This window comes from Neisseria sp. HMSC068C04, from assembly GCF_001810105.1.
GTDB classification, from domain to species: Bacteria; Pseudomonadota; Gammaproteobacteria; order Burkholderiales; family Neisseriaceae; genus Neisseria; species Neisseria flavescens_B.
In genome coordinates, this window is the sequence record NZ_KV799966.1 from 37929 (window position 1) to 62336 (window position 24408).

Below are 24408 nucleotides of genomic sequence, written 5' to 3' on the forward strand. Positions count from 1 at the left end.
CCTGAATGCCCCAAAAATAGGGCAATTCCACATTTTTTACTTGACATGATAATTTCAGAATTGCTATAAAGTGCGTATGTGCTTTAAAAGTGCTTAAGCCCCGAGTATTCGGGCATTTCATCATTTTTTACGATAGGAAGGGACTAATTGTGAACAAGTCTGAATTGATCGAAGCAATTGCTCAAGAAGCCGGCATTTCCAAATCTGCTGCGCAAAAAGCTTTGGATGCTACTACTAATGCCGTAACCAACGCGTTGAAAAACGGCGACACTGTTACTCTGGTCGGTTTCGGTACTTTCTACGTCGGCGAACGCGCCGAACGTCAAGGCCGCAACCCTAAAACTGGCGAGCCTTTGACTATTGCTGCTGCTAAAACTCCTAAATTCCGTGCCGGTAAAGCATTGAAAGACGCTCTGTAATTTAGAGTCTTTCCCTGAATGGGAATAAAAAACCGATTTGATTCGGTTTTTTATTTTGAAGGCCGTCTGAAAGTTTTCAGACGGCCTTTGGTTTGTTGAGTGTATAAAAAGGCTGAAATCCTAATGATAAAAGGATTTCAGCCTTTTTAGTTTATCTTGTTACATTTGATTTTTACATTAATAAGATTTATCATTAGCAAAGAAAATAACAATACTCAAAACAAACCGCACTTATTGAAAGAAGTAGCGAATAGCCACTCATAACCAACCTTTCAAATGTGCCACGCACTCGTCATACTTCTCACGTTTTTTCAATAATCTATTTTTAAAACAAAAAGAAAAGAGAGGCTTATGTCTGCTGTTCCTTTGTCGCGCCTGAAAAAAGGCGCAGTCGTACATATTGATTCCATCGTTTCCAATCCTGTTTTTGGTGATTTGGATACCTTGGTAACCCGTCGCCTTGCAGATTTGGGTTTTTCCAGCGGAATGCCGTTGCAAGTGATTGCAGTGGGTGGTTTTGGGAGAGGCCCGTTTGCGGTACGTTTGGGTAACCAATCTCAATTTTCCCTGCGTTTGGAAGAGGCCGGGAAGATTATGTGTCGTATCGTTGAGGCCGTTTAAGGCCGTCTGAAAGAATAAGGAAAAATGATGGAACTAAGCTATTTTGCCTTGATTGGCGCGCCAAACTGCGGCAAAACCGTTTTGTTCAACGGTTTGACCGGCTCACATGCCAAGGTTGCCAATTATCCGGGCGTAACTGTCGATAAGCGCGAGGGCGCCTTCCTCGACGACGAGGCCGTCCGCATTATCGACCTGCCGGGCACATACAGCCTACGCACGACCAGCCCCGACGAAGCGGTGGCGAAAGATGTAATGGTAGGCAAGATGGGCATTCCGCCCGATGCCATTATTGCCGTTGCCGATGCGACCAACTTGCGTATGACCCTGCGCATGGTTTTAGAACTGAAAACCTTGGGCTTGCCGATGGTCGTTTCGCTAAACCTGAGCGACGTTGCGCGCAATCGGGGCTTGAATATCGACGCGGCCAAACTGAGCGAGTTGTTGGATGCACCTGTTTTGGAAACAGTTGCAGTGAGCGCGTCGGGCGTACAGGCTGTACGCGAAGCCGTGGCGAAGCTGCCGCGCAAACGCTCTTTCCCCGCAAACCCCGCCTCTGCCGAACGCACGCTCGATGCGCTGGATAGCGACAAACTTTATCAAGAAGTCGAATCGATTTTGGCACAAGTGGTACGCACCCAGATGACGCTGCCCGCATGGCACAAAAAACTCGACGACATCGTGCTGCACCCCGTCTGGGGCATGATTATGCTGCTGGTGATCCTGTTTATGGTGTTCCAAGCGGTTTACACTTGGGCGGCACCGATTATGGAAGCCATCGAAGGCGGCTTTGCCGCGCTGGGCGAATGGATAGGCGCCAACATGGAGCCGGGCATCCTCAACGACTTGCTCGTCAACGGCGTCATTGCCGGTTTGGGCAGCGTGTTGGTGTTCCTGCCTCAGATTACGATTTTGTTTGCCTTTATCCTGCTTTTGGAAGACTCGGGCTATCTGCCGCGTGCAGCCTTCCTGTTGGATAACATCATGGCGAAAAGCGGTTTGTCCGGCCGTTCGTTTATTCCCCTTTTGTCCAGCTTTGCCTGTGCCGTTCCTGCCGTGATGTCGGCGCGAACCATTAACGACCCGCGCGAACGCCTTGTTACCATCGCGGTTGCGCCGTTGCTGACCTGTTCCGCACGTTTGCCGGTGTATGCGCTGATTATCGCCGCCGTCATTCCTAACCGTACAGTGGGCGGTATTTTCAACCTGCAAGGCCTGACATTGTTTATTCTTTATATCGCAGGCATCCTGTCGGCTGCATTGGCGGCGTATATCATGAAACGCTTGGCGCGAATGAAAGGCAACGTGCAACAATTCCCGCTTTTGATGGAATTGCCGACTTTCCGTACGCCTAACTTTAAACACATTATGACCAGCCTGTGGGATAGGGTAAAAGCCTTCCTGAAACGCGCGGGTACCATCATTTTTGCGTTGGCCGTGGTTCTGTGGGGCTTGGTAAGCTGGCCGCAACCGCCTGAAGGCGCAACCGGTGCAGCCATCGATTACAGCTTGGCAGGTACGCTTGGTCATGCTATTCAGCCGTTGTTTGCACCTTTGGGCTTTACTTGGGAAATGTGTATCGCCATGATTCCGGGTATTGCCGCGCGCGAAGTGGTCGTTGCCGCTTTGGGTACCGTTTATGCCGTCAGCGCGTCGTCTGAAGATGCAGTACAAAACGCACTGATTCCTATCATACACAACAACTGGGGCTTGCCGACCGCCTTTGCCTTCTTGGCTTGGTATGTGTATGCTCCGATGTGTGCCGCGACTTTGACCGTGATTAGACGCGAAACCAAATCCACGAAAAATATGCTTATGATTACAGGCTATTTGTTCCTGATGGCTTATTTTGCCGCATTCGTGGTTTACCAACTTTCTTCAAGGATACTATCGTCATGACTCAATATATTATCGTCGGCTTGATTATGCTCGCCTGCGTATTCTTCCTCTTGCGAAAATTCGTGTTCAAACCGAAAAAACGCGACTGCAGCAGCGGCTGCGGCAAATGCGGCGGTTGCGGTTAAATAAAGAGGGTTAGGTAAAAGGCCGTCTGAAACTCTTTCAGACGGCCTTTTTGTATGTTTGAACTATGCTTCAATCGTTGTTGTAGTGCTTTCTAAGATTCTGTGACAAAATGCTTAAACTGTCTTTTTTCTTGGGAAAAGGATACAAGTGATTAAAAATATCAATGTTCCCCCTACGAAATCAATCAAATGGTGCTGATAGACAAATAAGACCGAAATAGCGAGTAAAAATCCCCATATACCAAAAAATGATTTTAAGAATTTGGATTTGAATTCTCTACAATAAACCTCAGCTGAAAGAAAAGCGAAACTCACATGTAATGACGGGCATTGATTAAAACTACTGTCCAATTTTCCCAAAATATAAAAGAAGGATTTTAAAATTTGGTTATCGACTTCAGGCTTGGGAAAATAAAATTTCATAGGAAATATTACAAATAGAGCAGTAGAAACTCCGATTAAAAAGGTTGCTCTTTTTATCAGTAATTTCAGACTGTTTTCGTTCTTTTCCAAAAATATAGTGACCAAGAAGAAAAACGGTGACGTCATATAAGGCAACATAAATATGGGCAAGAAAGGAATATTCCTTTCCCAGTCTATAAAATATGAAGGCACATTATCGACTGTATATGTATAAAACTCAGCTCCCTTGTAAAAAACGACAAAAAATATTGATATAAAAATTGTATATTTAATCTTTAGTTTCGATAGCTTATCCACTTACCGGTTCTCTCCATCCATGATTCCAATATAATTAAAATCGTAAAAGTTCATCACACTATCATATATATCAGTGATATGGAATATGTCGCACTGTCTCTAATATTTTGTCGGATGGTTATCCCACCTATGGTTTCAGACGGCCTCGAAAGGTGGATTGCAAAAAAAGCGCAAAACTACAGATTGGGTATGATATTGAAGTGAATCTTTCAGTGGCCTCATGATTTATTGAACGGGAAGTCTGAAATGTCCGGTAATGGTGTAGCGATAGAGAATATCGTCTTCACGGGTTCCCGAACCGATATTATGGATAATCAGAGGTCTGTCGCCGATTTTTCGATCGGAGACAATGCCGATATGGGGACGGTTGCCTTTTAGTTCCCAAGTTACAATATCGCCAGCCTGATAGTTTGTATCTTGAACGGCCCAGCCTTGACGCGTGAAATAAGTCATTAGGTTAGGGACGCGGCGGTGGTCGATATTGGTATCGGGTTGTTTCAAACCCCAGCGTTTCGGATAGACGGAAAAGTTACGACTCATGTCTTGATGAACAAGCTCTTGCAAATCTATATTTTGTTCACGCAATGCACGAATGACCACGTCTGTGCAAACGCCTTTTTCCATTGGTACATCGCCCATTGGATATTTGAGCTTAGTGTAAGCCGGGTCGTAACGAAGGGTTTTGCCAATTTGGTTGCGCGCAGATTGTACAATTTGCGGTGATGGTCCTTCGGGTTCGGTAATCTCTTGTTGAAAGAAATCGGTAGTAATACTTGAGATAGAGTTGTGATGACGGGCAAAAAATACAGCTGTTGTAATCAGAAGGATGGAAAGCGCAATACTGAGAACTATGGGTTTAAAGGTAGTTTTGTGTTTCATGATATATGCACGGCTTAGATGTTGTCTGCATTATTATCAGATTTTTGGGTGGGTTGGCAATGCATAATGGAAAAATGGTCTTGAGCAAGTATGTATGGGCAAATAATGGATGAGTGTTATTTGAGTATTACTAAAACATTTTTTGTAAATATAGATTTTAAATTGGCACATGGTAAAAGGCCGTCTGAAACAGTTTCAGACGGCCTTAGTTATTGGAAAAGGCTTATTTCAACGCTTCTAGCAGCTTCCCGTGTATTCCGCCGAAACCGCCGTTGCTCATGACCAAAATATGGTCGCCTGCTTCGGCATTTTTCACGATTTCGGCTACAAAAGTATCGAAGTCTTTGCCGACGTGCAGCTTGCCGCCTAAAGGCGCGAGGGCTTCGGCGACGTTCCAGTCCACGCCGCCGGCGTAGCAGAATACTTGGTCGGCATCTTTGAGGCTTTCGGGCAGCGCAGCTTTCATGGTGCCGAGTTTCATGGTGTTGGAACGCGGCTCGAGGACAGCGAGGATGCGTGTGTTACCGACACGCTGACGCAGGCCTTCGATGGTGGTTTCGATGGCGGTCGGGTGGTGGGCGAAGTCGTCGTAAACAGTGATACCGTTTACCGTGCCTTTGATTTCCATACGGCGTTTGACGTTTTTAAACGCGCTCAAGGCTTCGCAGGCCGTCTGAATGTCAACGCCGGCATGACGTGCGGCAGCGATAACGGCGAGCGCATTCATGCGGTTGTGTTCGCCCATCAGTTCCCAAGCGACGTGTCCGACCGTCTCGCCATGATGGAGGACGTCAAACGAGCCGTCGGCATGGGCAGTACCGACCTGCCAGCCTTGTTCGGTACCGAATTTTTCTACGGGTGTCCAGCAGCCTTTGTCCAAAGTATCTTGCAGGCTTTGCTGTTGGCCGTTGCAGACGATTAAGCCTTCAGACGGCACGGTACGTACCAAATGATGGAATTGGGTTTGAATGGCGCCCAAATCGGCAAAAATGTCGGCGTGGTCGAATTCCAGATTGTTCAAAATGGCGGTACGCGGACGGTAATGTACGAATTTGGAGCGTTTGTCAAAAAAGGCGGTATCGTATTCGTCGGCTTCGATAACGAAGAATGGCGATTTTGAGTTAGGGTCTTGACGCGGAGTTTGCGGCAGACGTGCGGAAACGCTGAAGTTTTCCGGTACGCCGCCAATCAGGAAGCCCGGTGCGAGACCGGCATATTCCAAGACCCATGCCAGCATGGAGGCTGTGGTCGTTTTGCCGTGTGTTCCGGCTACGCCGAGTACCCAGTGCTGGTGCAATACGTTTTCAGCAAGCCATTGTGGGCCGGAAATATAAGGCAGGCCTTTGTTCAAAATGGCTTCAATCACATCCATGCCGCGTTTGGCAACATTACCGATAACGTAAATATCAGCTTTAAATTCGTCTAATTGAGCAGCATCAAAACCTTCGTGTACGTCAATGCCCAAGGCTTCAAGCTGAGTGCTCATCGGCGGATACATCTTTGCGTCGCAACCGCTGACTTTAAAACCTGCTTCTTTGGCAATAGCCGCTACGCCGCCCATAAATGTGCCGCCGATACCGATAATGTGGATGTGTTTCATGATAAGACCGTCTTGGAAATGAATTAATTTTAAAGCCGTCATTATAACGGAGTTTGGATAAAGGGGTCGTCTGAAAAGTAAAGCGGCAATAAGAATAGGGGATGATGCATACGAAGCCGTGGATGTCAGCCACTTTAAAAACGGCCGTACTGAATGTGTCCGTCCTGTTTCTGAAGAATCGCTGGCATTTGTTGGTACTTTGTTGCAGGAAAATCCATCTCGTGAAGCATTGGATGCCGCATTGGCCGAACATAAAGCACGCATTAAAGCTTGCAAACTCGGTCAAGGTCTAAATCGTCACTTGCTGGGCCTCAAATTGATGGCGGCTAAAGAAGGCGGTGAGCTTCCTGAATTCTATAAAGATGAAGGCTACCAAACCTTTACTACCGATTTCCTTTTTACTTCAATCGTAGGCGACAACAGAGCGGTAGTAAATTTTGCTTTTGTACCGACTTCAGTGGGTGGCTTGGGCATCAACTACACAATCACGTCGGAAGGCTGGCTGTATACGGTAAGCCATACTCAAGAGCAACAAGAGAAAGTCAACACATTCGTAGATGCTCTGAAAGTAGGCGGAAAAAATCTGCTCGAATTTCTTAATGCTTGATAGCGTGAAATTTTCCGCAGATTGAGCCTGACTCAATCATAGTAAACTGATACATAAAATGCCGCTTGAGTGATAAGCGGCATTTTTATTGTCTATGGGTTTCTATATTTATTTAGGCTGGCAGTGATGGTTTGCGGTCTCGGAAAAGCTGTGGCTGTAATTGTAAAAATAATGCCGTCTGAAAAATAAGTTCTGAGCAAACCACGCTACGACTTATTTTCAGACGGCATTTGTCTTCTGTATTTTAGGATTTCTATTAAAGTGCTGCTTCCGAGCGTTCTCCGGTACGGATACGGATAGCCTCTTCAACCGGATAAATGAAAATTTTACCGTCGCCGATTTTGCCGGAATGTGCGGTTTCCAAAATGGCATCCACAGCCTGATCGACTTTATCGTCAGCCAATACCAATTCGATTTTCACTTTAGGCAGAAAATCGACCGCGTATTCTGCGCCGCGATAAATTTCCGTATGGCCTTTTTGGCGACCGAAGCCTTTAACTTCGCTGACAGTCATGCCGGTAATGCCGATTTCAGTCAGGATTTCGCGTACATCGTCGAGTTTGAAAGGTTTGATAATAGCTTCGATTTTCTTCATATTGAGTCTCCTTGTTTGCGAAAAGGCCGTCTGAAACATTCAGACGGCCTTTGTTCCATCAAGTTCGTTCAAATTTTATTTGAGTGAACTTATTTCTTTTTCTGAGCAGGCAGGTCGGTACATACGCCCAATGCCACTTCCGCAGCCATACCGATGGATTCGCCCAGGGTTGGGTGTGGGTGGATGGTTTTACCGATATCGGCTGCATCACAGCCCATTTCGATGGCCAAGCAGATTTCGCCGATCATATCGCCGCCGTTAGGACCAACGATACCGCCACCGATGATGCGGCCGGTTTCAGCATCAAAAATCAGCTTAGTGAAACCATTGTCGCAACCGTTGGCAATCGCACGGCCGGAAGCAGCCCATGGGAAGTTGGCTTTGGTGATTTTGCGGCCGGAGGCTTTGGCAGACAACTCGGTTTCGCCAACCCATGCGACTTCGGGAGCAGTGTAAGCCACGCCCGGGATTACGCGTGCGTCGAAGTAGGCTTTGTGGCCGGCACAGTTTTCAGCGGCAACGTGGCCTTCGTGAACGGCTTTGTGTGCCAACATCGGTTGACCGACAATATCGCCGATAGCGTAGATGTGTGGCACATTAGTGCGCATTTGTTTGTCCACTTCGATAAAGCCGCGATCAGCTACAGCAACACCGGCTTTTTCAGCGCTGATGAGTTTGCCGTTAGGCGCACGACCGGCAGCTACCAGTACGGCATCGTAACGTTGTGGTTCTTTAGGCGCATTTGCACCTTCGAAGGTAACGTAAACGCCGTCTTCTTTAGGCTCGACAGCAACAGTTTTGGTGTTGATCATGATGTTGTCAAAACGGTATTCGTTTTGTTTTTGCCATACTTTAACCAAGTCGCGGTCTGCGCCTTGCATCAGGCCGTCCATCATTTCAACCACATCCAGGCGAGAACCCAGAGTGCTGTAAACCGTACCCATTTCGAGACCGATAATACCGCCGCCGATAATCAGCAGTTTGCCCGGTACTTCTTTCAGAGCCAAAGCGCCGCTGGAATCGATGATGCGTGGATCTTCAGGGATGAAAGGCAGTTTGGTTACGCGGCTGCCTGCTGCGATGATACAGTTTTTGAAGGCAACGATTTTTTTCTCGCCAGTAGGAGTCGCTTGCTCGTACACGTCGCCGGTAGTCAGCGACACTTCCAAGTGGTGCGGATCTAAGAATTGGCCGTCGCCTTGGATAACGTCTACTTTACGGCCTTTGGCCATACCTGCCAAACCAGTGGTCAGACGGGAAACTACGCCGTCTTTGTAGGCACGAAGCATATCGATGTCGAGTTCTGGCTCTGGGTATTTGATACCGTTGGCAGCCAAGTGGCGTACTTCATCGATAACGGCAGCATTGTGCAACAGCGCTTTGGAAGGGATACAGCCGACGTTCAAGCAAACGCCGCCCAAAGTTTTGTAACGTTCAACGATGGCAACTTTCAAGCCTTCGTCAGCAGCGGCAAATGCAGCAGAATAACCGCCAGGGCCGCCACCCAATACGACTACGTCGTATTCGGCATCGGCAGAACCGCCGAATTGAGCAGCTTGAGGAGCAGGAGCGGCTGCTTTAGGTGCTTCTTGTGCAGGCGCGGCAGGCGCTTCGGCTTGAGGAGCAGCAGCTGCACCTTCTGCCTCTACGACAACAATCAAGCCACCTTCGGAGATTTTGTCGCCAACTTTAACTTTAACTTCTTTGACTACGCCTGCAACTTCGGCAGGTACATCCATAGTCGCTTTATCGGTTTCCAAAGTAATCAGGGTATCGTCCACAGCAATGGTATCGCCCACATTTACTTCAACCGCAATAATATCTACATTTTCGTGACCGCCAATGTCGGGCACTTTCAATTCAACTAAGCTCATGTCTAATCTTTCTGAATGATGTTCGGACTTCTTTTTTCAGACGGCCTGTCTATTCAGGCCGTCTGAAAATGCTCGGATTACAGAGTAATGCGGCGGAAGTCTTTCAATAGGTTAGCCAGGAATACGGTGAAGCGCATACCGGCGGCACCGTCGATGACACGGTGGTCAAAGGACAGGCTCAATGGGCACATCAGGCGAGGAGCAAATTCTTTGCCGTTCCAAACCGGTTTGATTTGGGATTTGCACACGCCCAAGATAGCAACTTCAGGAGCATTCACGATTGGTGTGAAGCCTGTACCGCCGATACCGCCCAAGCTGGAAATGGTAAAGCATGCGCCTTGCATTTCTTGTGGTTTGAGCTTGCCTTCGCGGGCTTTTTTAGACAATTCAGTCAGCTCTTGGCTGATTTGTTTCAAGCCTTTTTGATCCACGTCTTTGATGACCGGAACAACCAAGCCGTTTGGCGTGTCTGCTGCGAAACCGATGTTGAAGTAGTTTTTCAGCACCAAGTTGTCGCCATCCAGAGAGGCGTTGAATTCAGGGAAGGCTTTCAGCGCAGCAACAGAGGCTTTAATGATGAAGGCCAATGGGGATAGTTTCACGCCTTCGCGTTCCCATTCTTTGTTCAGCTGTTTGCGGAATTCTTCCAATTCGGTCATGTCCGCTTCTTCGTGTACGGTAACGTGAGGAATCACAACCCAGTTGCGAGACAGGTTTTGACCGGAGATTTTCTTAATGCGAGACAATTCTTTAACTTCGATGCTGCCGAATTTAGAGAAGTCAACTTTAGGCCATGGCAACAAGTCCAGACCACCGCCCAAAGAAGCAGCGGCAGGTTTGCCTGCACCACTTTGCATAACGGATTTAACGAAAGCTTTAACGTCTTCGCCCATGATACGGCCTTTCAGACCGGTACCTTTGACTTGACCCAAATCTACGCCCAATTCGCGTGCCAGTTTACGTGCAGAAGGACCTGCATGCGCTTTGGCAAATGCAGCTTCGTCAATTTTGGCAGCAGCAGGAGCAGCAGGTGCAGGCGCAGGCGCAGCGGCTGGTGCAGCAGGAGCCGGAGCGGCAGCCGGTGCAGGTGCGGCAGCTTGAGCGGCAGGAGCTGGAGCTGCAGCAGCAGAGCCGGCAGTTTCTACTTCGATAATGGCAGAGCCTTCGGATACTTTGTCGCCAACTTTCAGGAATACGGCTTTAACCACACCGGCTTCGGTACATGGTACGTCCATGGTGGCTTTGTCGGTTTCCAAAGTAATCAGGGTGTCGTCAACGGCAACAGTGTCGCCGACTTTAACTTCAACGGCAATAACGTCTACGTCAGAGTGGCCACCGATATCAGGTACAACAACTTGTACGGTAGCGCCACCGGCAGGAGCGGCTGCAGGCGCAGCAACTGGAGCAGCAGGAGCTTCTGCTGTAGGAGCCGGAGCGGCATCAGCAGCGGCAGCACCGGTTTCAACGGTCAGAATCACGCCGCCTTCAGAGATTTTATCGCCCACTTTAACTTTAACTTCTTTCACGACGCCGGCTGCATCAGCAGGTACATCCATAGTGGCTTTATCGGTTTCCAACGTAATCAGGGTGTCGTCAACGGCGATGGTGTCGCCCGCTTTGACTTCTACGGCGATGATGTCGACATTTTCATGACCGCCGATATCAGGGACTTTGATTTCTACGATACTCATTTGAGTTCCTTTAATATTTTCAGTTTGATGCCGTCTGAAAAACTGTTTCTTACGGCATCGGTACAGTTTGTTCAAGCCATTCAAGCATTCGGTTTTCAGACGGCCTGATGTCTGAATAAAGCAAACAGGCCGTCTGAAACATCAATTAGCGTTTCCAGCTAGGAGCTGAATCGGCTTTGATACCATATTTTTCAATAGCTTGTTGAACGGTTTCTTTGCTGACTTTGCCTTGCTCGGCCAATGCGCTCAATGCAGCAACGGCAACATTGTAGCGGTCAACTTCGAAGAAGCTGCGCAGGTTGGCACGGCTGTCGGAACGGCCGAAACCATCGGTACCCAAGACATGGTAGTCGTTCGGGATGTACGCGCGGATACGGTCGGCATAGCTGCGGATATAGTCGGTAGCGGCGATAACCGGACCGTCATGACCTTGCAGTTGTGAGGTAACGAAAGGCACTTTTTCAGCTTCCAGCGGATTCAGGCGGTTGAAACGTTCTACTTCGATAGCGTCGCGATGCAACAGATTGAAAGATGGGCAAGACCAGATGTCTGCTTCCACGCCGAAGTCGGCTTTCAACAATTCAGCACCGGCAATGACTTCTTGCAGGATGGTGCCGGAACCCATCAATTGAACTTTCTTGTCGCCTTTGCCACCGGCTTTCAGCAAGTACATACCTTTCAGGATGTCTTGTTCCACGCCTTCAGGCATGTCCGGATGAGCGTAGTTCTCGTTCATCAGGGTGATGTAGTAGAACACGTCTTCGTTGTTGGCATACATACGGCGCAGACCGTCTTGTACGATAACGGCTACTTCGTATTGGAAGGTCGGATCGTAAGAAACACAGTTCGGGATCAAATCAGCTTGAACGTGGCTGTGGCCGTCTTCGTGTTGCAGACCCTCACCGTTCAGCGTCGTACGGCCGGCAGTACCGCCCAGCAGGAAGCCGCGTGCGTGCATATCGCCGGCAGCCCATGCCAAATCGCCGACACGTTGGAAACCGAACATAGAGTAGTAAATGTAGAAAGGAATCATCGCAAAGTTGTTGTTGGCGTAGCTGGTTGCAGCCGCGATCCAGTCAGCCATTGCGCCTGGCTCGTTAATACCTTCTTGCAAGATTTGACCGTCAACAGATTCTTTGTAGAACATCAGTTGGTCTTTATCTTGAGGGGTGTATTGTTGACCTTTAGGGTTCCAAATACCATATTGGCGGAACATACCTTCCATCCCGAAAGTACGGCTTTCGTCAGGAACGATAGGTACAACGCGTTTGCCGATTTTTTTGTCTTTCAGCAGAGTAGACAGGATGCGTACGAAAGCCATGGTGGTTGAGAATTCACGATCACCGCTGGATTTCAGTTGAGCATCGAATGCGGACAACTCAGGCACTTCCAATACCTCTTTTGTCGGATGACGTTGAGGCAGGTAACCGCCCAAGGCTTCGCGGCGGGCGTGCAGGTATTTGTACTCTTCGCTGTCAGGAGCAAAAGTCAGGTAAGGCAGATCGCCACTGTCAATTTGCTCGTCAGTTACCGGAATGTCAAAGCGGTCACGGAATTGTTTCAGAGACGCTTTGTCCATTTTTTTGGCTTGGTGGGCAACGTTTTGACCTTCGCCGGATGCACCCATACCGTAACCTTTAATGGTTTTCGCCAAGATTACAGTAGGTTTGCCGTCTGCGTGGTTCACAGCGCGGTCGTAAGCGTTGTACACTTTTTGAGGGTCATGGCCACCACGGTTCAATGCCCAAATTTGCTCATCGGTCATATCGGCAACCAATGCTTTCAGTTCAGGCGTATTGAAGAAGTGTTCGCGAACGTATGCACCGTCTTTGGATTTGTAAGTTTGGTAGTCACCGTCCAAACATTCTTCCATGCGTTTGCGCAGGATACCGTCTTTGTCTTTTGCCAAGAGGCGGTCCCAACGACGACCCCAGATGACTTTCACAACATTCCAGCCGGCGCCGGCAAAGTTGCCTTCTAGCTCTTGAATGATTTTGCCGTTACCGCGTACTGGGCCGTCCAAACGTTGCAGGTTACAGTTGATGACGAATACCAAGTTGTCCAAGCCTTCGCGTGAAGCCAGAGCAATAGCGCCTTGGCTTTCAGGTTCGTCCATTTCGCCGTCGCCACAGAATACCCATACTTTACGGCCTTTGGTTTTAGCCAGGCCGCGAGATTCCAAGTATTTCAGGAAGCGTGCTTGGTAAATCGCCATTAATGGGCCAAGACCCATAGATACGGTTGGGAATTGCCAGAAGTCAGGCAACAGGTGAGGGTGAGGGTAAGAAGGCAGACCTTTACCGTCAACTTCTTGACGGAAGTTGTTCAATTGGTCTTCAGTCAGACGGCCTTCAACAAAAGCGCGTGCGTAGATACCAGGGGCAACGTGGCCTTGGAAGAATACCAGATCGCCTTCTTCGCCTTCGCCTTTAGCTTTCCAGAAGTGGTTGAAGCCGACTTCGTACATAGTGGCGGCTGACTGGAAAGATGCGATGTGCCCACCCAATTCCAAATCTTTTTTACCCGCGCGCAAAACAATAGCGGCAGCGTTCCAACGGACGAATGCACGGATGCGGTGTTCGATATTTTGGTCGCCAGGGATGCCTTTTTCATCTTCAACGGAAACGGTGTTCAAGTATGGAGTAGTGGTGCCGTGAGGCATACGGATGCCTTTGTCACGGCTGTATTTGACCAAACTTTCCAGCAGGTATTGAGCGCGCTCACTGCCTTCATATTCTAAAACAGAGCTTAACGCGTCTAACCATTCTTTGGTTTCAATTGGGTCAACATCGTGTAATTGGGTGGACATAATATCTATCCTTGTGTTGAGTGTTTTTCAATGACGGAGTATTACTCCGATATTTTCGTTTGTGAACAAATGTGAGTTAAAAACGAAAATTCCTAGAGTCAAATTCGAAAAGTCTTAATTACTGTAATTTTTTCAATACGTTATAACCGTTGATGAAAAATCAGAAAGAATTGAACTTTTTGCGAACAGGCTAATCTGCAAATGCTATCAGTAATTGGGCAAACTGGCAAATCATGCTGTAGATATTGATAGGATGTAGAGGTTGAAATTAAGACTTTTTAAAAGAGTTATGGAGCTTGTTTTTAGTGATACAGTAAAAAGTATCAGATATTTGAGTAAATGGATTCGAATACGAAAAATATTTTTCAAATTTTGTTGTAAATTGAAAGTTCAGATTGGATTTAGGGTTTGAAAGAGAAAATTTATATTATCTGATTTTTTACAAATAGAATAGGCCGTCTGAAGACTTTAAAAGAGATTAAGAGAGAATGGGATTTGAAATGAAGATTATTGAGGAAGGATAAATGAAAAAATGACATGTACAGTCTGTTTAGTTCTGACATGTCATTTGTGTAGGAAGTTAGAATTTCAGACGGCCTTTAAGCAGCAGAGGCTTTTTGAGCGAATTGCTTCCATTGAGCCAAAAGCTCTTTAAGAACGTCTTGCTGTTCATGTCCATGTTGGATGGCTTCTTGCAACCAGAAACAAGCATTGTTGATGTCTTTTTCTACGCCCATACCGTGATAATACAGACAGGCAAGATTATATTGAGCCATCGTGTCTCTTTGTTTGGCCGCTGCTTCAAACCATTTTGCAGCTTGGGCGTAGTCGACAGGTACGCCTTGTCCGCTGTAATACATCATGCCAAGATTGGTTTGGGATTTGCTGTGTCCACGTTCTGCGGATTGATGGTATAGATCCAGTGCTTCAGCGTAATTCTGTTGGCGTTTTAAGCCATAGTGCGCTGCAAATGCCAGCTTGTACAAACGTTCAGCTTCCTGACGTTGGAGGGCGATTTCTTTCGTCAGCTCATAGTTTTGCTGGTTATTCAATGCGCTGTCAGACAGAAGTTTTTGGTAAGCGACAAGATTACCTAAATCAGCCGAGCGTTGATAATATTGACGCGCAGTGTCCGCATCAACTGCTCGTCCCAATCCGTAGCGATGGATATCACCTAAAAGACGCAAACCTTCCGGATCATTTTGATCCGCAGCAAATTTAGCATGCTGATAGGCCTTTTGAGGGTCTCGTTCGGTGTTTTTGCCCAATAGATAGATTTCGGCAAGTGCTACATGCGCGTTGCTGTCACCTTGTTCGGCAGCTTTTTCAAACCATTCCAATGCTTCAGTAGGATTTGATGCGGCTAAGAGTTCTGCAAGGGAAGTTTGCGCCGGAACAATGTCGTAATCGGCGGCAATACGCAAATGTTCGATTGCTTTTTCAGGGTTTTGTGCAACACCTTGCCCCAATTTGTATTGAAGGCCGAGTTGCCAGTGTGCCGCAATAAATCCCTGTGCAGCGGATTGCTGATAAAGTTTATGGGAATATTCCAAATCAGGGGAGCTGGAATATTGGTAATGTTGGGCTAAGAAGTATTGTGCCTGAGGATTTTGCTGTTCAGCGGCTTTCAATGCCCATTTGACTGCTTCTTGGTCATTGCCATTGTCTGCGTATAAACGCATCAGGCGCAGCTGGGCAGGGGCTAATCCTTCTTCGGCAAGCTCTTGATAGGCATCAACTAAGTCTTCTATTGCAATCCCTCTGCTTTCTTCTATTTGCAGAAGGTTGTAACGAGCGTATGGGTGACCGGCTTGGGCAGCCTGTTTGAGATATGAGACAGCAATTGCTAAATCTTGCGCATTTTCGTGGTGTTCGATCAGGCATCCTGCCAGCTGAAATGCAGCCTCAACATGCCCGGCTTCTGCTGCTTCGCAGAGCAAAGGGATGGCTCGTGCAAAGTCAGGTGGGTCTTGAGTGATTAATTTTTCTGCTAACAGAAAAGATTCTTCATATTGTTGAGCATTCATCGGTTTGCTTTTATATTTTGTGAAGGATTAAGAATAAAATAATCGGCCGACAGGGTGCGGCCGTTATGATTTTGTAATTTTGAGGTTATTTACAAAAACAGGCAACCGTATTTGTATTTTCATACTTAGAATAATGGAATAATTTGTTTTATGCTGCATAAATACAACAGAAGGATATGATAAAGTGGGTTGAGAAAATACTTCTGTTGTTTATTCAGTTTAAATTATTTATCGTCCGGTTTTTTACGCCATAAAACAAGTAATTTGCCAATATGTTGCACCAGTTGAGCACCCAGTGTTTCACACAGTGCATCACAAATTTCAATACGTTCAGCACGATCATCGCCAAAAACACGGACTTTAATCAATTCGTGCGCTGTCAATGCGGCATCGGTTTCTTTGATGACCGAGTCGGTCAAGCCTTGTTGGCCAACCATAACGACAGGGTGGAGGTGGTGTGCTTGGGCTTTCAAGGCCAAAATTTCTTTGGTGCTTAATTTGTTGTCGCTCATATCAATAAGTATCCAATTAAAAAGAATAATGGCTATATTGTACGCGATTTAGAACATTTACGGGGGAAATAACGTACAATGCTGATTTTAACTTAAGCATTTCAAATCAAGATGGCTGTACGCTCAAAATCTTCAAAAGCATGGCTGCATGAGCACGTTAACGATCATTATGTCCATATGGCACAAAAGGACGGATATCGTGCCAGAGCGGCTTATAAATTATTGGAAATCAATCAAAAAGACAAATTAATCAAGCCAGGTACGGTTTTGGCGGATTTGGGCAGCGCGCCGGGAAGTTGGTCACAGGTGGCGGCCAAGCTGGTCGGTAAAACAGGGGCAGTGTTTGCTTTGGATATTTTGCCGATGGATGCTATTGAAGGCGTGTCGTTTATTCAGGGCGACTTTAGGGAAGATGCTGTTTTGGAACAGTTTGAAGCCTTATTAGATAATCGTCCGTTAGACCTTGTAATCTGTGATATGGCACCCAATATGTCAGGCAATGCCGTAACAGACCAGGCACGCAGTTTTTATTTGTGTGACCTGGCTTTGGATTTTGCCTCCCAACATTTGAAAACCGGAGGCAGTTTTTTAGTGAAGGTGTTTCAAGGTGCGGGTTATCAAGAGTATACGGCGGCTATGCGTGAAATTTTTGCCAGTGTACAAACTCGAAAGCCGGATGCTTCCCGCAATCGTTCCAGTGAGATTTACCTATTAGGTAAAAATAAACGCTGACAATGTAGGGTGGGTGCTTTAAAATTCTTTCCCTTGATTTTATTTATTTTGTAACCATGGAGCCTGTTCAGTGGGGAATACCATTAAAAACATATTAGTCTGGGTAGTGGGTGGTGCTATGCTTTTAGCAGCATTCAATGCACTCAGCGATAAGCAGGAAGATAAACAGCAAATCGAATATTCTCAATTTATTCAGCAAGTTAATAGTGGCGAAGTATCCAATGTCAATATTGAAGGATCTGTTGTCAGCGGCTATCTGATTAAAGGTGAGCGCACCGATAAAACTGCCTTCTATACCAATGCGCCTTTGGATGACAACTTGGTTAAAACACTGTTGGACAACAAAGTACGCGTCAAAGTGACTCCGGAAGAAAAACCAAGCATGCTGGCCAGTCTGTTTTACAGCCTGCTGCCTGTTTTGTTGTTGATTGGCGCATGGTTCTACTTCATGCGCATGCAAAGTGGCGGTGGCGGTAAAGGCGGCGCATTCTCTTTTGGTAAGAGCCGTGCACGTTTGTTGGACAAAGATTCCAATAAAGTTACTTTTGCCGATGTTGCCGGTTGTGATGAGGCAAAAGAAGAAGTACAAGAAATCGTGGATTACCTGAAATCGCCTAACCGTTACCAAAGTCTGGGTGGTCGTGTACCGCGCGGTATTTTGTTGGCCGGTAGCCCTGGTACGGGTAAAACATTGCTGGCTAAAGCGATTGCTGGTGAGGCAGGCGTGCCATTCTTCAGTATTTCAGGCTCTGATTTCGTAGAAATGTTTGTCGGTGTCGGTGCGAGCCGTGTCCGCGATATGTTCGAGCAGGCCAAGAAAAATGCGCCATGTATCATCTTTATTGATGAAATTGATGCGGTCGGTCGTCAGCGCGGTGCCGGTTTGGGCGGTGGTAATGACGAGCGTGAGCAAACATTGAACCAATTGTTGGTTGAAATGGATGGTTTTGAAAGCAACCAAACCGTTATTGTGATCGCAGCAACCAACCGTCCTGATGTGCTTGACCCTGCGTTGCAGCGTCCGGGCCGTTTTGACCGTCAAGTCGTTGTTCCATTGCCTGATATCCGTGGCCGTGAGCAAATCTTGAAAGTACACGCTAAAAAAGTACCTTTGGATGCATCCGTAGATTTGACTTCTTTAGCACGCGGTACCCCTGGTTTTTCAGGTGCGGATTTGGCAAACTTGGTCAATGAAGCAGCTTTGTTTGCCGGTCGTCGCAATAAAGTTAAAGTCGATCAAAGCGACTTTGAAGATGCGAAAGACAAAATTTATATGGGTCCGGAGCGTCGCAGCATGGTGATGCACGAAGATGAAAAACGTGCAACGGCCTATCATGAGGCCGGTCATGCCATCGTAGCGGAAAGCCTGCCATTTACCGATCCGGTTCACAAAGTAACCATTATGCCTCGTGGCCGCGCATTGGGTTTGACTTGGCAGCTGCCTGAGCGTGACCGTATCAGCATGTACAAAGACCAAATGCTGAGCCAGCTCTCAATCTTGTTTGGTGGCCGTATTGCTGAAGATATTTTTGTCGGCCGTATTTCTACCGGCGCATCTAACGACTTTGAGCGTGCAACTCAAATGGCACGCGAGATGGTAACGCGTTATGGTATGAGCGACAAAATGGGTGTGATGGTTTATGCTGAGAACGAAGGTGAAGTATTCTTGGGTCGCAGCGTAACCCGTTCTCAAAATATTTCCGAGAAAACCCAACAAGATATCGATGCGGAAATCCGCCGTATTTTGGATGAGCAATACCAAGTCGCTTACAAAATCTTGGATGAAAATCGCGATAAGATGGAAACCATGTGCAAAGCACTGATGGATTGGGAAACCATCGATCGAGACCAAGTTTTGGAAATTATGGCCGGTAAACAACCTAGTCCGCCTAAAGATTACAGCCACAATGTCCGTGATGACAAAGTAGAAGAGCCTGAAGAGCCTGTTGCTGAAGCTGTTGAACCTGTTGAGCAAAATGAGGTTCAGAATGCTGAGTCAGTAGAAGCAGACAAAACAGATAAATCTGTATAAGGTTTGAAACAGAAAACGGTAGCTTTAAAGCTACCGTTTTTATTTTGAAGATAAGCAAAAGGCCGTCTGAAAATTTCCAGACGGCCTGATTTTATTGAGTCAATTACAAAACAGCCAAAGCAGCTTCGTAGTCAGGCTCGTTCGCAATTTCAGAAACCAACTCAGCATGGAGAACTTGGTTTTGCTCATTCAAAACCACCACTGCACGGGCAGTCAGGCCGCGTAATGGGCTTTCTGTCAGTGTAACACCGTAATCGTTAGAAAAGCTGCTGCGGAATGTAGAAAGTGTCACTACATTTTCCAAACCTTCTGCGCCGCAGAAACGGGCTTGTGCGAACGGTAAATCGGCAGAAATACACAAAACGACGGTATTCTCCAAAGACGAGGCACGTTTGTTGAAAGTGCGGACGGACTGGGCGCATACGCCTGTGTCAATGCTGGGGAAAATATTCAGCACTTTGCGTTTGCCTACAAAGTCAGCCAATGATTTCTCAGATAGGTCTGCCGCTACCAATGTGAAATCAGGTGCAACCTGGCCGATAGCGGGCAAATTGCCGTTTGTAGAAATAGGGGAGCCTTGGAAAGTAACTTGGGCCATGATTCAGTCCTTGTGTCAGGGGAAAATAGGATGGGCAGGGTTTTAGTAATGGCGGCGACGGAAATAGAACATGCCTTCGCTGTCAATTTCTAAAATATAGCGGCCGTTTTGTACGGCGGCATAACCGCTTTTGCCTTCGGTATAAGGTTGCAAAGCAGCGTGTGAAATCAGATAGTCGGTCAGTTTGCCGCCGTCTTGGGCAATATTGTCCACCATTTTTGCAAAGGCAGTGTGGCAGACACCGTTGGCTGACCAGCCGGTTGAAACGCCTTTTTCATTTTTTTCCATGCATTGGCCGCTGATGACTTCTAAGTCGGTAGGGTGTTTGCCAATCAGATTGATGACGCTGCCCTCTATGCCGTTAATCGGGTAGGTGCGTTGTTTTTTACCTTCTTTCGTTTCGCCTTCTTGAGCTGTACCTAAATCCAAACCGGCTATGGCTTGTTCATCGATATATTTAACTTTGAAGATAGGCTTGGGCGCTTTGCCTGACGCAGCATCATTGGCTGCAGTATCTTCAGATTTACCGCCGCAGGCAGCCAATGAAAGGCTGAGCAAGATAAGGGGAAAGGTTTTTTTCATATGAGAAACCCTAGAAAAACGATTATATTTCAAATGATAAACGATATTATGGCCGTCTGAAATATTCAGACGGCTTTGCTATTATTATTTCAACGGACGAATACCTACCGCATCGCGTACTTTATCCAACAATTCGCGTGCTTCTTTACGCGCTTTTTGTGCACCGGCCTGCAAAATGTCTTCAATTTGAGAGGGTTTAGCAGTCAATTCATTGTAGCGCTCGCGCGGTTCTGCGAGCTCGGCATTGATTTTTGTGCCCAAGAGTTTCTTAGCTTCACCCCAAGCAAGGCCTTCGGCCAGCATTTGCGTGAACTCGGCAGTTTCAGACGGCGTGGAGAAGGCTTTATAGATTTCAAACAGAGGACTTTCATCAGGCTGTTTCGGCTCGCCGGGTTCTTTCATATTGGTGATGATTTTGTTGACTGATTTTTGGGTTTTCTTGTCGTTTTCCCAAAGTGGAATGGTATTACCATAGGATTTGGACATTTTGCGTCCGTCCAAGCCGACCAAGAGTTCGACATTTTCGTCGATTTTCACTTCAGGCAGGGTGAAGAGTTCTTGGAAGCGGTGGTTGAAGCGGCCGGCAATATCGCGTGCCATTTCAACGTGTTGGATTTGGTCGCGACCGACTGGAACCTCATGGGCATTGAACATAAGGATGTCGGCAGTCATGAGGATAGGGTAGCTGTACAGGCCCATTTCCACGCCGTGATCCGGATCTTCCTGACCGTTTTCAGTATTTGTCTGTACTGCAGCTTTATAAGCGTGGGCGCGGTTCATCAGGCCTTTTGCGGTGATACAGGTCAGAATCCAGTTCAACTCCATAACTTCGGGGATGTCGCTTTGACGGTAGAAAGTGGTTTGTTCCGGATTAAGTCCGCAGGCGAGCCATGTGGCGGCAACAGCTTGAGTAGATTGATGAATCATTTCCGGCTCATGACATTTGATGATGCCGTGATAGTCGGCTAAAAAGAGGAATGATTCAGTATTGGAATCTTGCGCCGCGCGGATAGCCGGGCGGATGGCACCGACATAGTTGCCTAAGTGTGGAATACCTGTTGTGGTAACGCCTGTTAAAACTCGTTTTTTGCTCATGAAAGTATCCTTCGGCACAAAGGCCGTCTGAAAATAAATATGGTGCCGATTATACCTGATTATTCTTGATTTTTCAGACGGCCTTTTGAGTAAAGGGTAACCGGATAATAAAAGTTATACACATAAATTATAAAAATAAAACTTTATAAAACAATAATATAATAAAAATTGTTGATTAATGGAGTAAATGGCTATTGAGTTATCCACATTTGCGCTTATATAGGCTCTAACAGAATATATTTGAAGAGGAACGTAAAATGAGATTTGATAAATTGACTGCTAAATTCCAGCAAGCTCTGCAAGAAGGTCAAAGTTTGGCTTTGGCTGCGGACAGCAGCTACCTTGAGGCCGGCTTTATCTTAAAAGCGTTGCTTGACGATCAAAACAGTGGTGCTGCTGCGTTACTGGCTCATGCAGGTGTGAATGTGCCTCAAGTAAAACAACGTTTGCAGCAACATTTGAGCAGCTTGCCAAAAGTATCCGGTCAAGGCGGCGATATTATGCCTAGCCGTGAGCTGCAAGCTGTATTGAACTTGATGGACAAGGCTGCAACCAAACGCGGTGATGCCTATATCGCCAGCGAACTTTTCCTGCTGGCTTTGGTTCAGCAGAATGATGCTACCGGCAAAATTTTGAAAGAAGCCGGTGCGACCGAACAAAATATCAATGCCGCGATCGATGCGGTAAGAGGAGGACAAAACGTGAATGATGCGAATGCCGAAGACCAACGCGATGCTTTGAAAAAATACACACTCGACCTGACTCAACGCGCCCGTGACGGCAAGCTCGACCCTGTTATCGGTCGTGATGATGAAATCCGTCGTGCGATTCAGGTATTGCAACGCCGTACCAAAAACAACCCTGTGCTGATTGGTGAGCCGGGTGTAGGTAAAACCGCTATTGTTGAAGGTTTGGCACAACGTATCGTCAACGGCGAAGTACCTGAATCCCTGCGTAACAAACGCCTTTTGGTTCTGGACTTGGCGGCTTTGATTGCTGGTGCAAAATACCGCGGCGAATTTGAAGAACGCTTGAAAGGCGTGTTGAACGACTTGGCTAAAGACGATGGCAACACTCTGATTTTCATTGACGAAATCCATACTTTGGTTGGTGCAGGTAAAACCGACGGCGCAATGGATGCGGGCAATATGTTGAAACCGGCTTTAGCGCGCGGCGAATTGCACTGTATCGGTGCGACTACTTTGGACGAATACCGTCAGTACATCGAAAAAGATGCGGCACTCGAACGCCGCTTCCAAAAAGTATTGGTTGGCGAGCCAAGTGTAGAAGATACCATTGCTATTTTGCGCGGTTTGCAAGAGCGTTATGAAATCCACCACGGTATCGATATTACCGACCCTGCTATCGTTGCCGCAGCAGAGTTGAGCGACCGTTATATTACCGACCGCTTCCTGCCTGATAAAGCGATTGATTTGATCGACGAAGCGGCCAGCCGCATTAAAATGGAGCTGGACAGCAAACCTGAGCAAATGGATAAACTTGACCGTCGCATTATCCAGCTCAAAATGGAAAAAATGCACGTTGCCAAAGAAACTGATGATGCCAGCAAAAAACGTCTGGAATTGATAGACGAAGAAATCGACGGACTGCAAAAAGAATACGCTGATTTGGATGAAATATGGAAAGCCGAAAAAGCGGCATCATCCAGCACAGCCGACATCAAGAAACAGATGGACGACATCAAAGTCAAAATCGAACAGGCCAAACGCCAAGGCGATTTTGCCCGTGCATCGGAGCTTGAATACGGTGAGTTGCCTAAATTGAGCGCACAGTTGCAAGCGGCAGAAAGCAATCCTGATGGCAAAAAACAAAACAAACTTTTCCGTACTGAAGTCGGCGCAGACGAAGTGGCCGAAATCGTTTCCCGTATGACCGGCATTCCTGTGTCAAAAATGATGGAAGGTGAACGCGACAAGCTGTTGAAAATGGAAGAAGTATTGCACCGCCGCGTGGTTGGTCAAGACGAAGCCGTGCGTGCCGTGTCCGACGCTATCCGCCGTAGCCGTTCCGGTTTGGCCGATCCGAATAAACCTTATGGCAGCTTCTTGTTCTTAGGCCCAACCGGTGTGGGTAAGACCGAATTGTGTAAGGCATTGGCAGGCTTCCTGTTTGACAGCGAAGATCACCTGATTCGTATCGATATGTCCGAATACATGGAAAAACATGCTGTTGCCCGCTTAATCGGTGCGCCTCCCGGCTATGTCGGCTACGAAGAAGGCGGCTACCTGACTGAGCAAGTCCGCCGCAAACCATACAGCGTGATTCTTTTGGATGAAGTGGAAAAAGCCCATCCAGACGTGTTCAATATCTTGCTGCAAGTATTGGATGACGGCCGCTTGACCGATGGACAAGGTCGAACTGTTGACTTCAAAAATACTGTTATCGTGATGACTTCCAATATCGGTAGCCAACATATCCAACAAATGGGTACTCAGGACTACGAAGCGGTGAAAGAAGTTGTGATGGAGGATGTGAAAGAACATTTCCGTCCTGAAATGATCAACCGTATTGATGAAGTAGTCGTGTTCCATGGTTTGGATCAGGCCAATATCCGCAGCATTGCGAAAATCCAGCTTAAGGGTTTGGAAAAACGTTTGGAAGCACAACATCTGCATCTGAAAGTCGATGATGCTGCCTTGGATCTGATTGCTAAAGCTGGTTTTGATCCTGTGTATGGTGCCCGTCCGCTCAAACGCGCCATTCAGTCAGAAATCGAAAACCCGTTGGCAAAAGCATTGCTTGAAGGCAAATATGCACCGGATAGCACAATCCATGTTAAAGAAGAGGATGGTAAGCTCTTGTTTGCATAAGGTTAAAATAATGTAGTATGCTGTTGTAAAAGGCCGTCTGAAAGAATTCAGACGGCCTTTCCTAGTTATTGATTCACATCATATATTTGTTATGTAATTTGATTATTCATTGAATTTTAGAGAATATTAATCGAAAATCTTGTGCCATGGGTTGATAAAGAAT

Annotated in this window: 20 protein-coding genes; 8 read left to right on the forward strand and 12 right to left on the reverse strand. The window is 46.9% G+C overall.

Features of this window, described 5'->3' with window-relative positions:
• Positions 1–149: 149 nt before the first annotated feature.
• The 4 genes from HMPREF2700_RS07290 to HMPREF2700_RS11450 all read left to right on the forward strand — a co-directional run bounded on the left by HMPREF2700_RS07290 (position 150) and on the right by HMPREF2700_RS11450 (position 3061).
• A complete protein-coding gene (locus HMPREF2700_RS07290) occupies positions 150–419 on the forward strand; it encodes an HU family DNA-binding protein (RefSeq protein WP_003683413.1) in 270 nt (89 codons plus the stop codon).
• Between the two features lie 351 nt (positions 420–770).
• Positions 771–1040, forward strand: a complete 270-nt coding sequence (locus HMPREF2700_RS07295) for a FeoA family protein (protein WP_070591254.1) — start codon at positions 771–773, stop codon at positions 1038–1040.
• Between the two features lie 27 nt (positions 1041–1067).
• On the forward strand, positions 1068–2936 hold the full coding sequence (locus HMPREF2700_RS07300) for a ferrous iron transporter B (RefSeq protein ID WP_070591256.1): 1869 nt from the start codon (positions 1068–1070) through the stop codon (positions 2934–2936).
• Positions 2933–3061, forward strand: a complete 129-nt coding sequence (locus HMPREF2700_RS11450) for a FeoB-associated Cys-rich membrane protein (RefSeq protein ID WP_003683546.1) — start codon at positions 2933–2935, stop codon at positions 3059–3061. The genes HMPREF2700_RS07300 and HMPREF2700_RS11450 overlap by 4 nt, the downstream gene beginning before the upstream one ends.
• Before the next feature lie 114 nt (positions 3062–3175).
• On the opposite strand, the gene HMPREF2700_RS07305 is transcribed toward HMPREF2700_RS11450, so the two are convergent.
• From HMPREF2700_RS07305 to mpl, 3 genes are all read right to left on the reverse strand, one after another.
• Complete coding sequence (locus tag HMPREF2700_RS07305; protein WP_070591258.1) at positions 3176–3781, reverse strand: phosphatase PAP2 family protein; 606 nt, start codon at positions 3779–3781, stop codon at positions 3176–3178.
• A 225-nt stretch (positions 3782–4006) separates the two neighbouring features.
• Positions 4007–4660, reverse strand: a complete 654-nt coding sequence (locus HMPREF2700_RS07310) for a DUF1287 domain-containing protein (protein WP_070591259.1) — start codon at positions 4658–4660, stop codon at positions 4007–4009.
• A gap of 223 nt (positions 4661–4883) precedes the next feature.
• A complete protein-coding gene (mpl, locus tag HMPREF2700_RS07315) occupies positions 4884–6260 on the reverse strand; it encodes a UDP-N-acetylmuramate:L-alanyl-gamma-D-glutamyl-meso-diaminopimelate ligase (protein ID WP_070591261.1) in 1377 nt (458 codons plus the stop codon).
• Between the two features lie 118 nt (positions 6261–6378).
• Between mpl and HMPREF2700_RS07320 the strand changes: the two genes are divergently transcribed.
• A complete protein-coding gene (locus HMPREF2700_RS07320; RefSeq protein ID WP_283129693.1) occupies positions 6379–6867 on the forward strand; it encodes a choline/carnitine O-acyltransferase in 489 nt (162 codons plus the stop codon).
• A gap of 256 nt (positions 6868–7123) precedes the next feature.
• Here the strand turns inward: HMPREF2700_RS07320 and HMPREF2700_RS07325 are convergent, their stop codons facing one another.
• From HMPREF2700_RS07325 to yhbY, 6 genes are all read right to left on the reverse strand, one after another.
• Positions 7124–7462: a P-II family nitrogen regulator gene (locus HMPREF2700_RS07325; RefSeq protein ID WP_003683576.1), complete on the reverse strand. Its 339-nt coding sequence runs from the start codon at positions 7460–7462 to the stop codon at positions 7124–7126.
• Between the two features lie 89 nt (positions 7463–7551).
• A complete protein-coding gene (gene lpdA / locus HMPREF2700_RS07330) occupies positions 7552–9336 on the reverse strand; it encodes a dihydrolipoyl dehydrogenase (protein ID WP_070591263.1) in 1785 nt (594 codons plus the stop codon).
• 77 nt (positions 9337–9413) lie between these two features.
• The gene (gene aceF / locus HMPREF2700_RS07335; RefSeq protein WP_070591265.1) at positions 9414–11027 is read right to left on the reverse strand and encodes a dihydrolipoyllysine-residue acetyltransferase; all 1614 of its coding nucleotides are present in this window, start codon (positions 11025–11027) and stop codon (positions 9414–9416) included.
• Between the two features lie 145 nt (positions 11028–11172).
• Complete coding sequence (aceE, locus tag HMPREF2700_RS07340) at positions 11173–13836, reverse strand: pyruvate dehydrogenase (acetyl-transferring), homodimeric type (RefSeq protein WP_070591266.1); 2664 nt, start codon at positions 13834–13836, stop codon at positions 11173–11175.
• Between the two features lie 599 nt (positions 13837–14435).
• Complete coding sequence (locus tag HMPREF2700_RS07345; RefSeq protein ID WP_070591268.1) at positions 14436–15863, reverse strand: tetratricopeptide repeat protein; 1428 nt, start codon at positions 15861–15863, stop codon at positions 14436–14438.
• Positions 15864–16087: 224 nt separating this feature from the next.
• Positions 16088–16375, reverse strand: a complete 288-nt coding sequence (yhbY, locus tag HMPREF2700_RS07350; RefSeq protein ID WP_049333825.1) for a ribosome assembly RNA-binding protein YhbY — start codon at positions 16373–16375, stop codon at positions 16088–16090.
• A gap of 111 nt (positions 16376–16486) precedes the next feature.
• On the opposite strand from yhbY, the gene HMPREF2700_RS07355 reads away from it, so the two are divergent.
• Together HMPREF2700_RS07355 and ftsH are read left to right on the forward strand one after the other, a co-directional pair.
• On the forward strand, positions 16487–17107 hold the full coding sequence (locus HMPREF2700_RS07355; RefSeq protein ID WP_070591269.1) for an RlmE family RNA methyltransferase: 621 nt from the start codon (positions 16487–16489) through the stop codon (positions 17105–17107).
• 70 nt (positions 17108–17177) lie between these two features.
• On the forward strand, positions 17178–19139 hold the full coding sequence (gene ftsH / locus HMPREF2700_RS07360; protein WP_070591271.1) for an ATP-dependent zinc metalloprotease FtsH: 1962 nt from the start codon (positions 17178–17180) through the stop codon (positions 19137–19139).
• Positions 19140–19242: 103 nt separating this feature from the next.
• On the opposite strand, the gene tpx is transcribed toward ftsH, so the two are convergent.
• The 3 genes from tpx to trpS form a co-directional block, all read right to left on the reverse strand.
• A complete protein-coding gene (gene tpx / locus HMPREF2700_RS07365; RefSeq protein ID WP_070591272.1) occupies positions 19243–19737 on the reverse strand; it encodes a thiol peroxidase in 495 nt (164 codons plus the stop codon).
• 42 nt (positions 19738–19779) lie between these two features.
• Positions 19780–20319, reverse strand: coding sequence for a hypothetical protein (locus tag HMPREF2700_RS07370; protein WP_070591274.1), 540 nt, complete (start codon positions 20317–20319; stop codon positions 19780–19782).
• 84 nt (positions 20320–20403) lie between these two features.
• Complete coding sequence (trpS, locus tag HMPREF2700_RS07375; RefSeq protein WP_070591275.1) at positions 20404–21414, reverse strand: tryptophan--tRNA ligase; 1011 nt, start codon at positions 21412–21414, stop codon at positions 20404–20406.
• A gap of 257 nt (positions 21415–21671) precedes the next feature.
• Here trpS and clpB point away from each other — a divergent pair, with 257 nt between their 5' ends.
• A complete protein-coding gene (clpB, locus tag HMPREF2700_RS07380) occupies positions 21672–24245 on the forward strand; it encodes an ATP-dependent chaperone ClpB (RefSeq protein WP_070591277.1) in 2574 nt (857 codons plus the stop codon).
• Positions 24246–24408 lie beyond the last annotated feature (163 nt).

Coding starts and splice junctions, on each gene's coding strand:
- yhbY (WP_049333825.1), bottom strand. CDS start 16,375: ATGAGCGACAACAAATTAAGCACCAAAGAAATTTTGGCCTTGAAAGCC.
- HMPREF2700_RS07325 (WP_003683576.1), bottom strand. CDS start 7,462: ATGAAGAAAATCGAAGCTATTATCAAACCTTTCAAACTCGACGATGTA.
- HMPREF2700_RS07300 (WP_070591256.1), top strand. CDS start 1,068: ATGGAACTAAGCTATTTTGCCTTGATTGGCGCGCCAAACTGCGGCAAA.
- HMPREF2700_RS07295 (WP_070591254.1), top strand. CDS start 771: ATGTCTGCTGTTCCTTTGTCGCGCCTGAAAAAAGGCGCAGTCGTACAT.
- HMPREF2700_RS07345 (WP_070591268.1), bottom strand. CDS start 15,863: ATGAATGCTCAACAATATGAAGAATCTTTTCTGTTAGCAGAAAAATTA.
- clpB (WP_070591277.1), top strand. CDS start 21,672: ATGAGATTTGATAAATTGACTGCTAAATTCCAGCAAGCTCTGCAAGAA.
- tpx (WP_070591272.1), bottom strand. CDS start 19,737: ATGGCCCAAGTTACTTTCCAAGGCTCCCCTATTTCTACAAACGGCAAT.
- HMPREF2700_RS11450 (WP_003683546.1), top strand. CDS start 2,933: ATGACTCAATATATTATCGTCGGCTTGATTATGCTCGCCTGCGTATTC.
- mpl (WP_070591261.1), bottom strand. CDS start 6,260: ATGAAACACATCCACATTATCGGTATCGGCGGCACATTTATGGGCGGC.
- aceF (WP_070591265.1), bottom strand. CDS start 11,027: ATGAGTATCGTAGAAATCAAAGTCCCTGATATCGGCGGTCATGAAAAT.
- HMPREF2700_RS07355 (WP_070591269.1), top strand. CDS start 16,487: ATGGCTGTACGCTCAAAATCTTCAAAAGCATGGCTGCATGAGCACGTT.
- trpS (WP_070591275.1), bottom strand. CDS start 21,414: ATGAGCAAAAAACGAGTTTTAACAGGCGTTACCACAACAGGTATTCCA.
- lpdA (WP_070591263.1), bottom strand. CDS start 9,336: ATGAGCTTAGTTGAATTGAAAGTGCCCGACATTGGCGGTCACGAAAAT.
- HMPREF2700_RS07370 (WP_070591274.1), bottom strand. CDS start 20,319: ATGAAAAAAACCTTTCCCCTTATCTTGCTCAGCCTTTCATTGGCTGCC.
- aceE (WP_070591266.1), bottom strand. CDS start 13,836: ATGTCCACCCAATTACACGATGTTGACCCAATTGAAACCAAAGAATGG.
- HMPREF2700_RS07310 (WP_070591259.1), bottom strand. CDS start 4,660: ATGAAACACAAAACTACCTTTAAACCCATAGTTCTCAGTATTGCGCTT.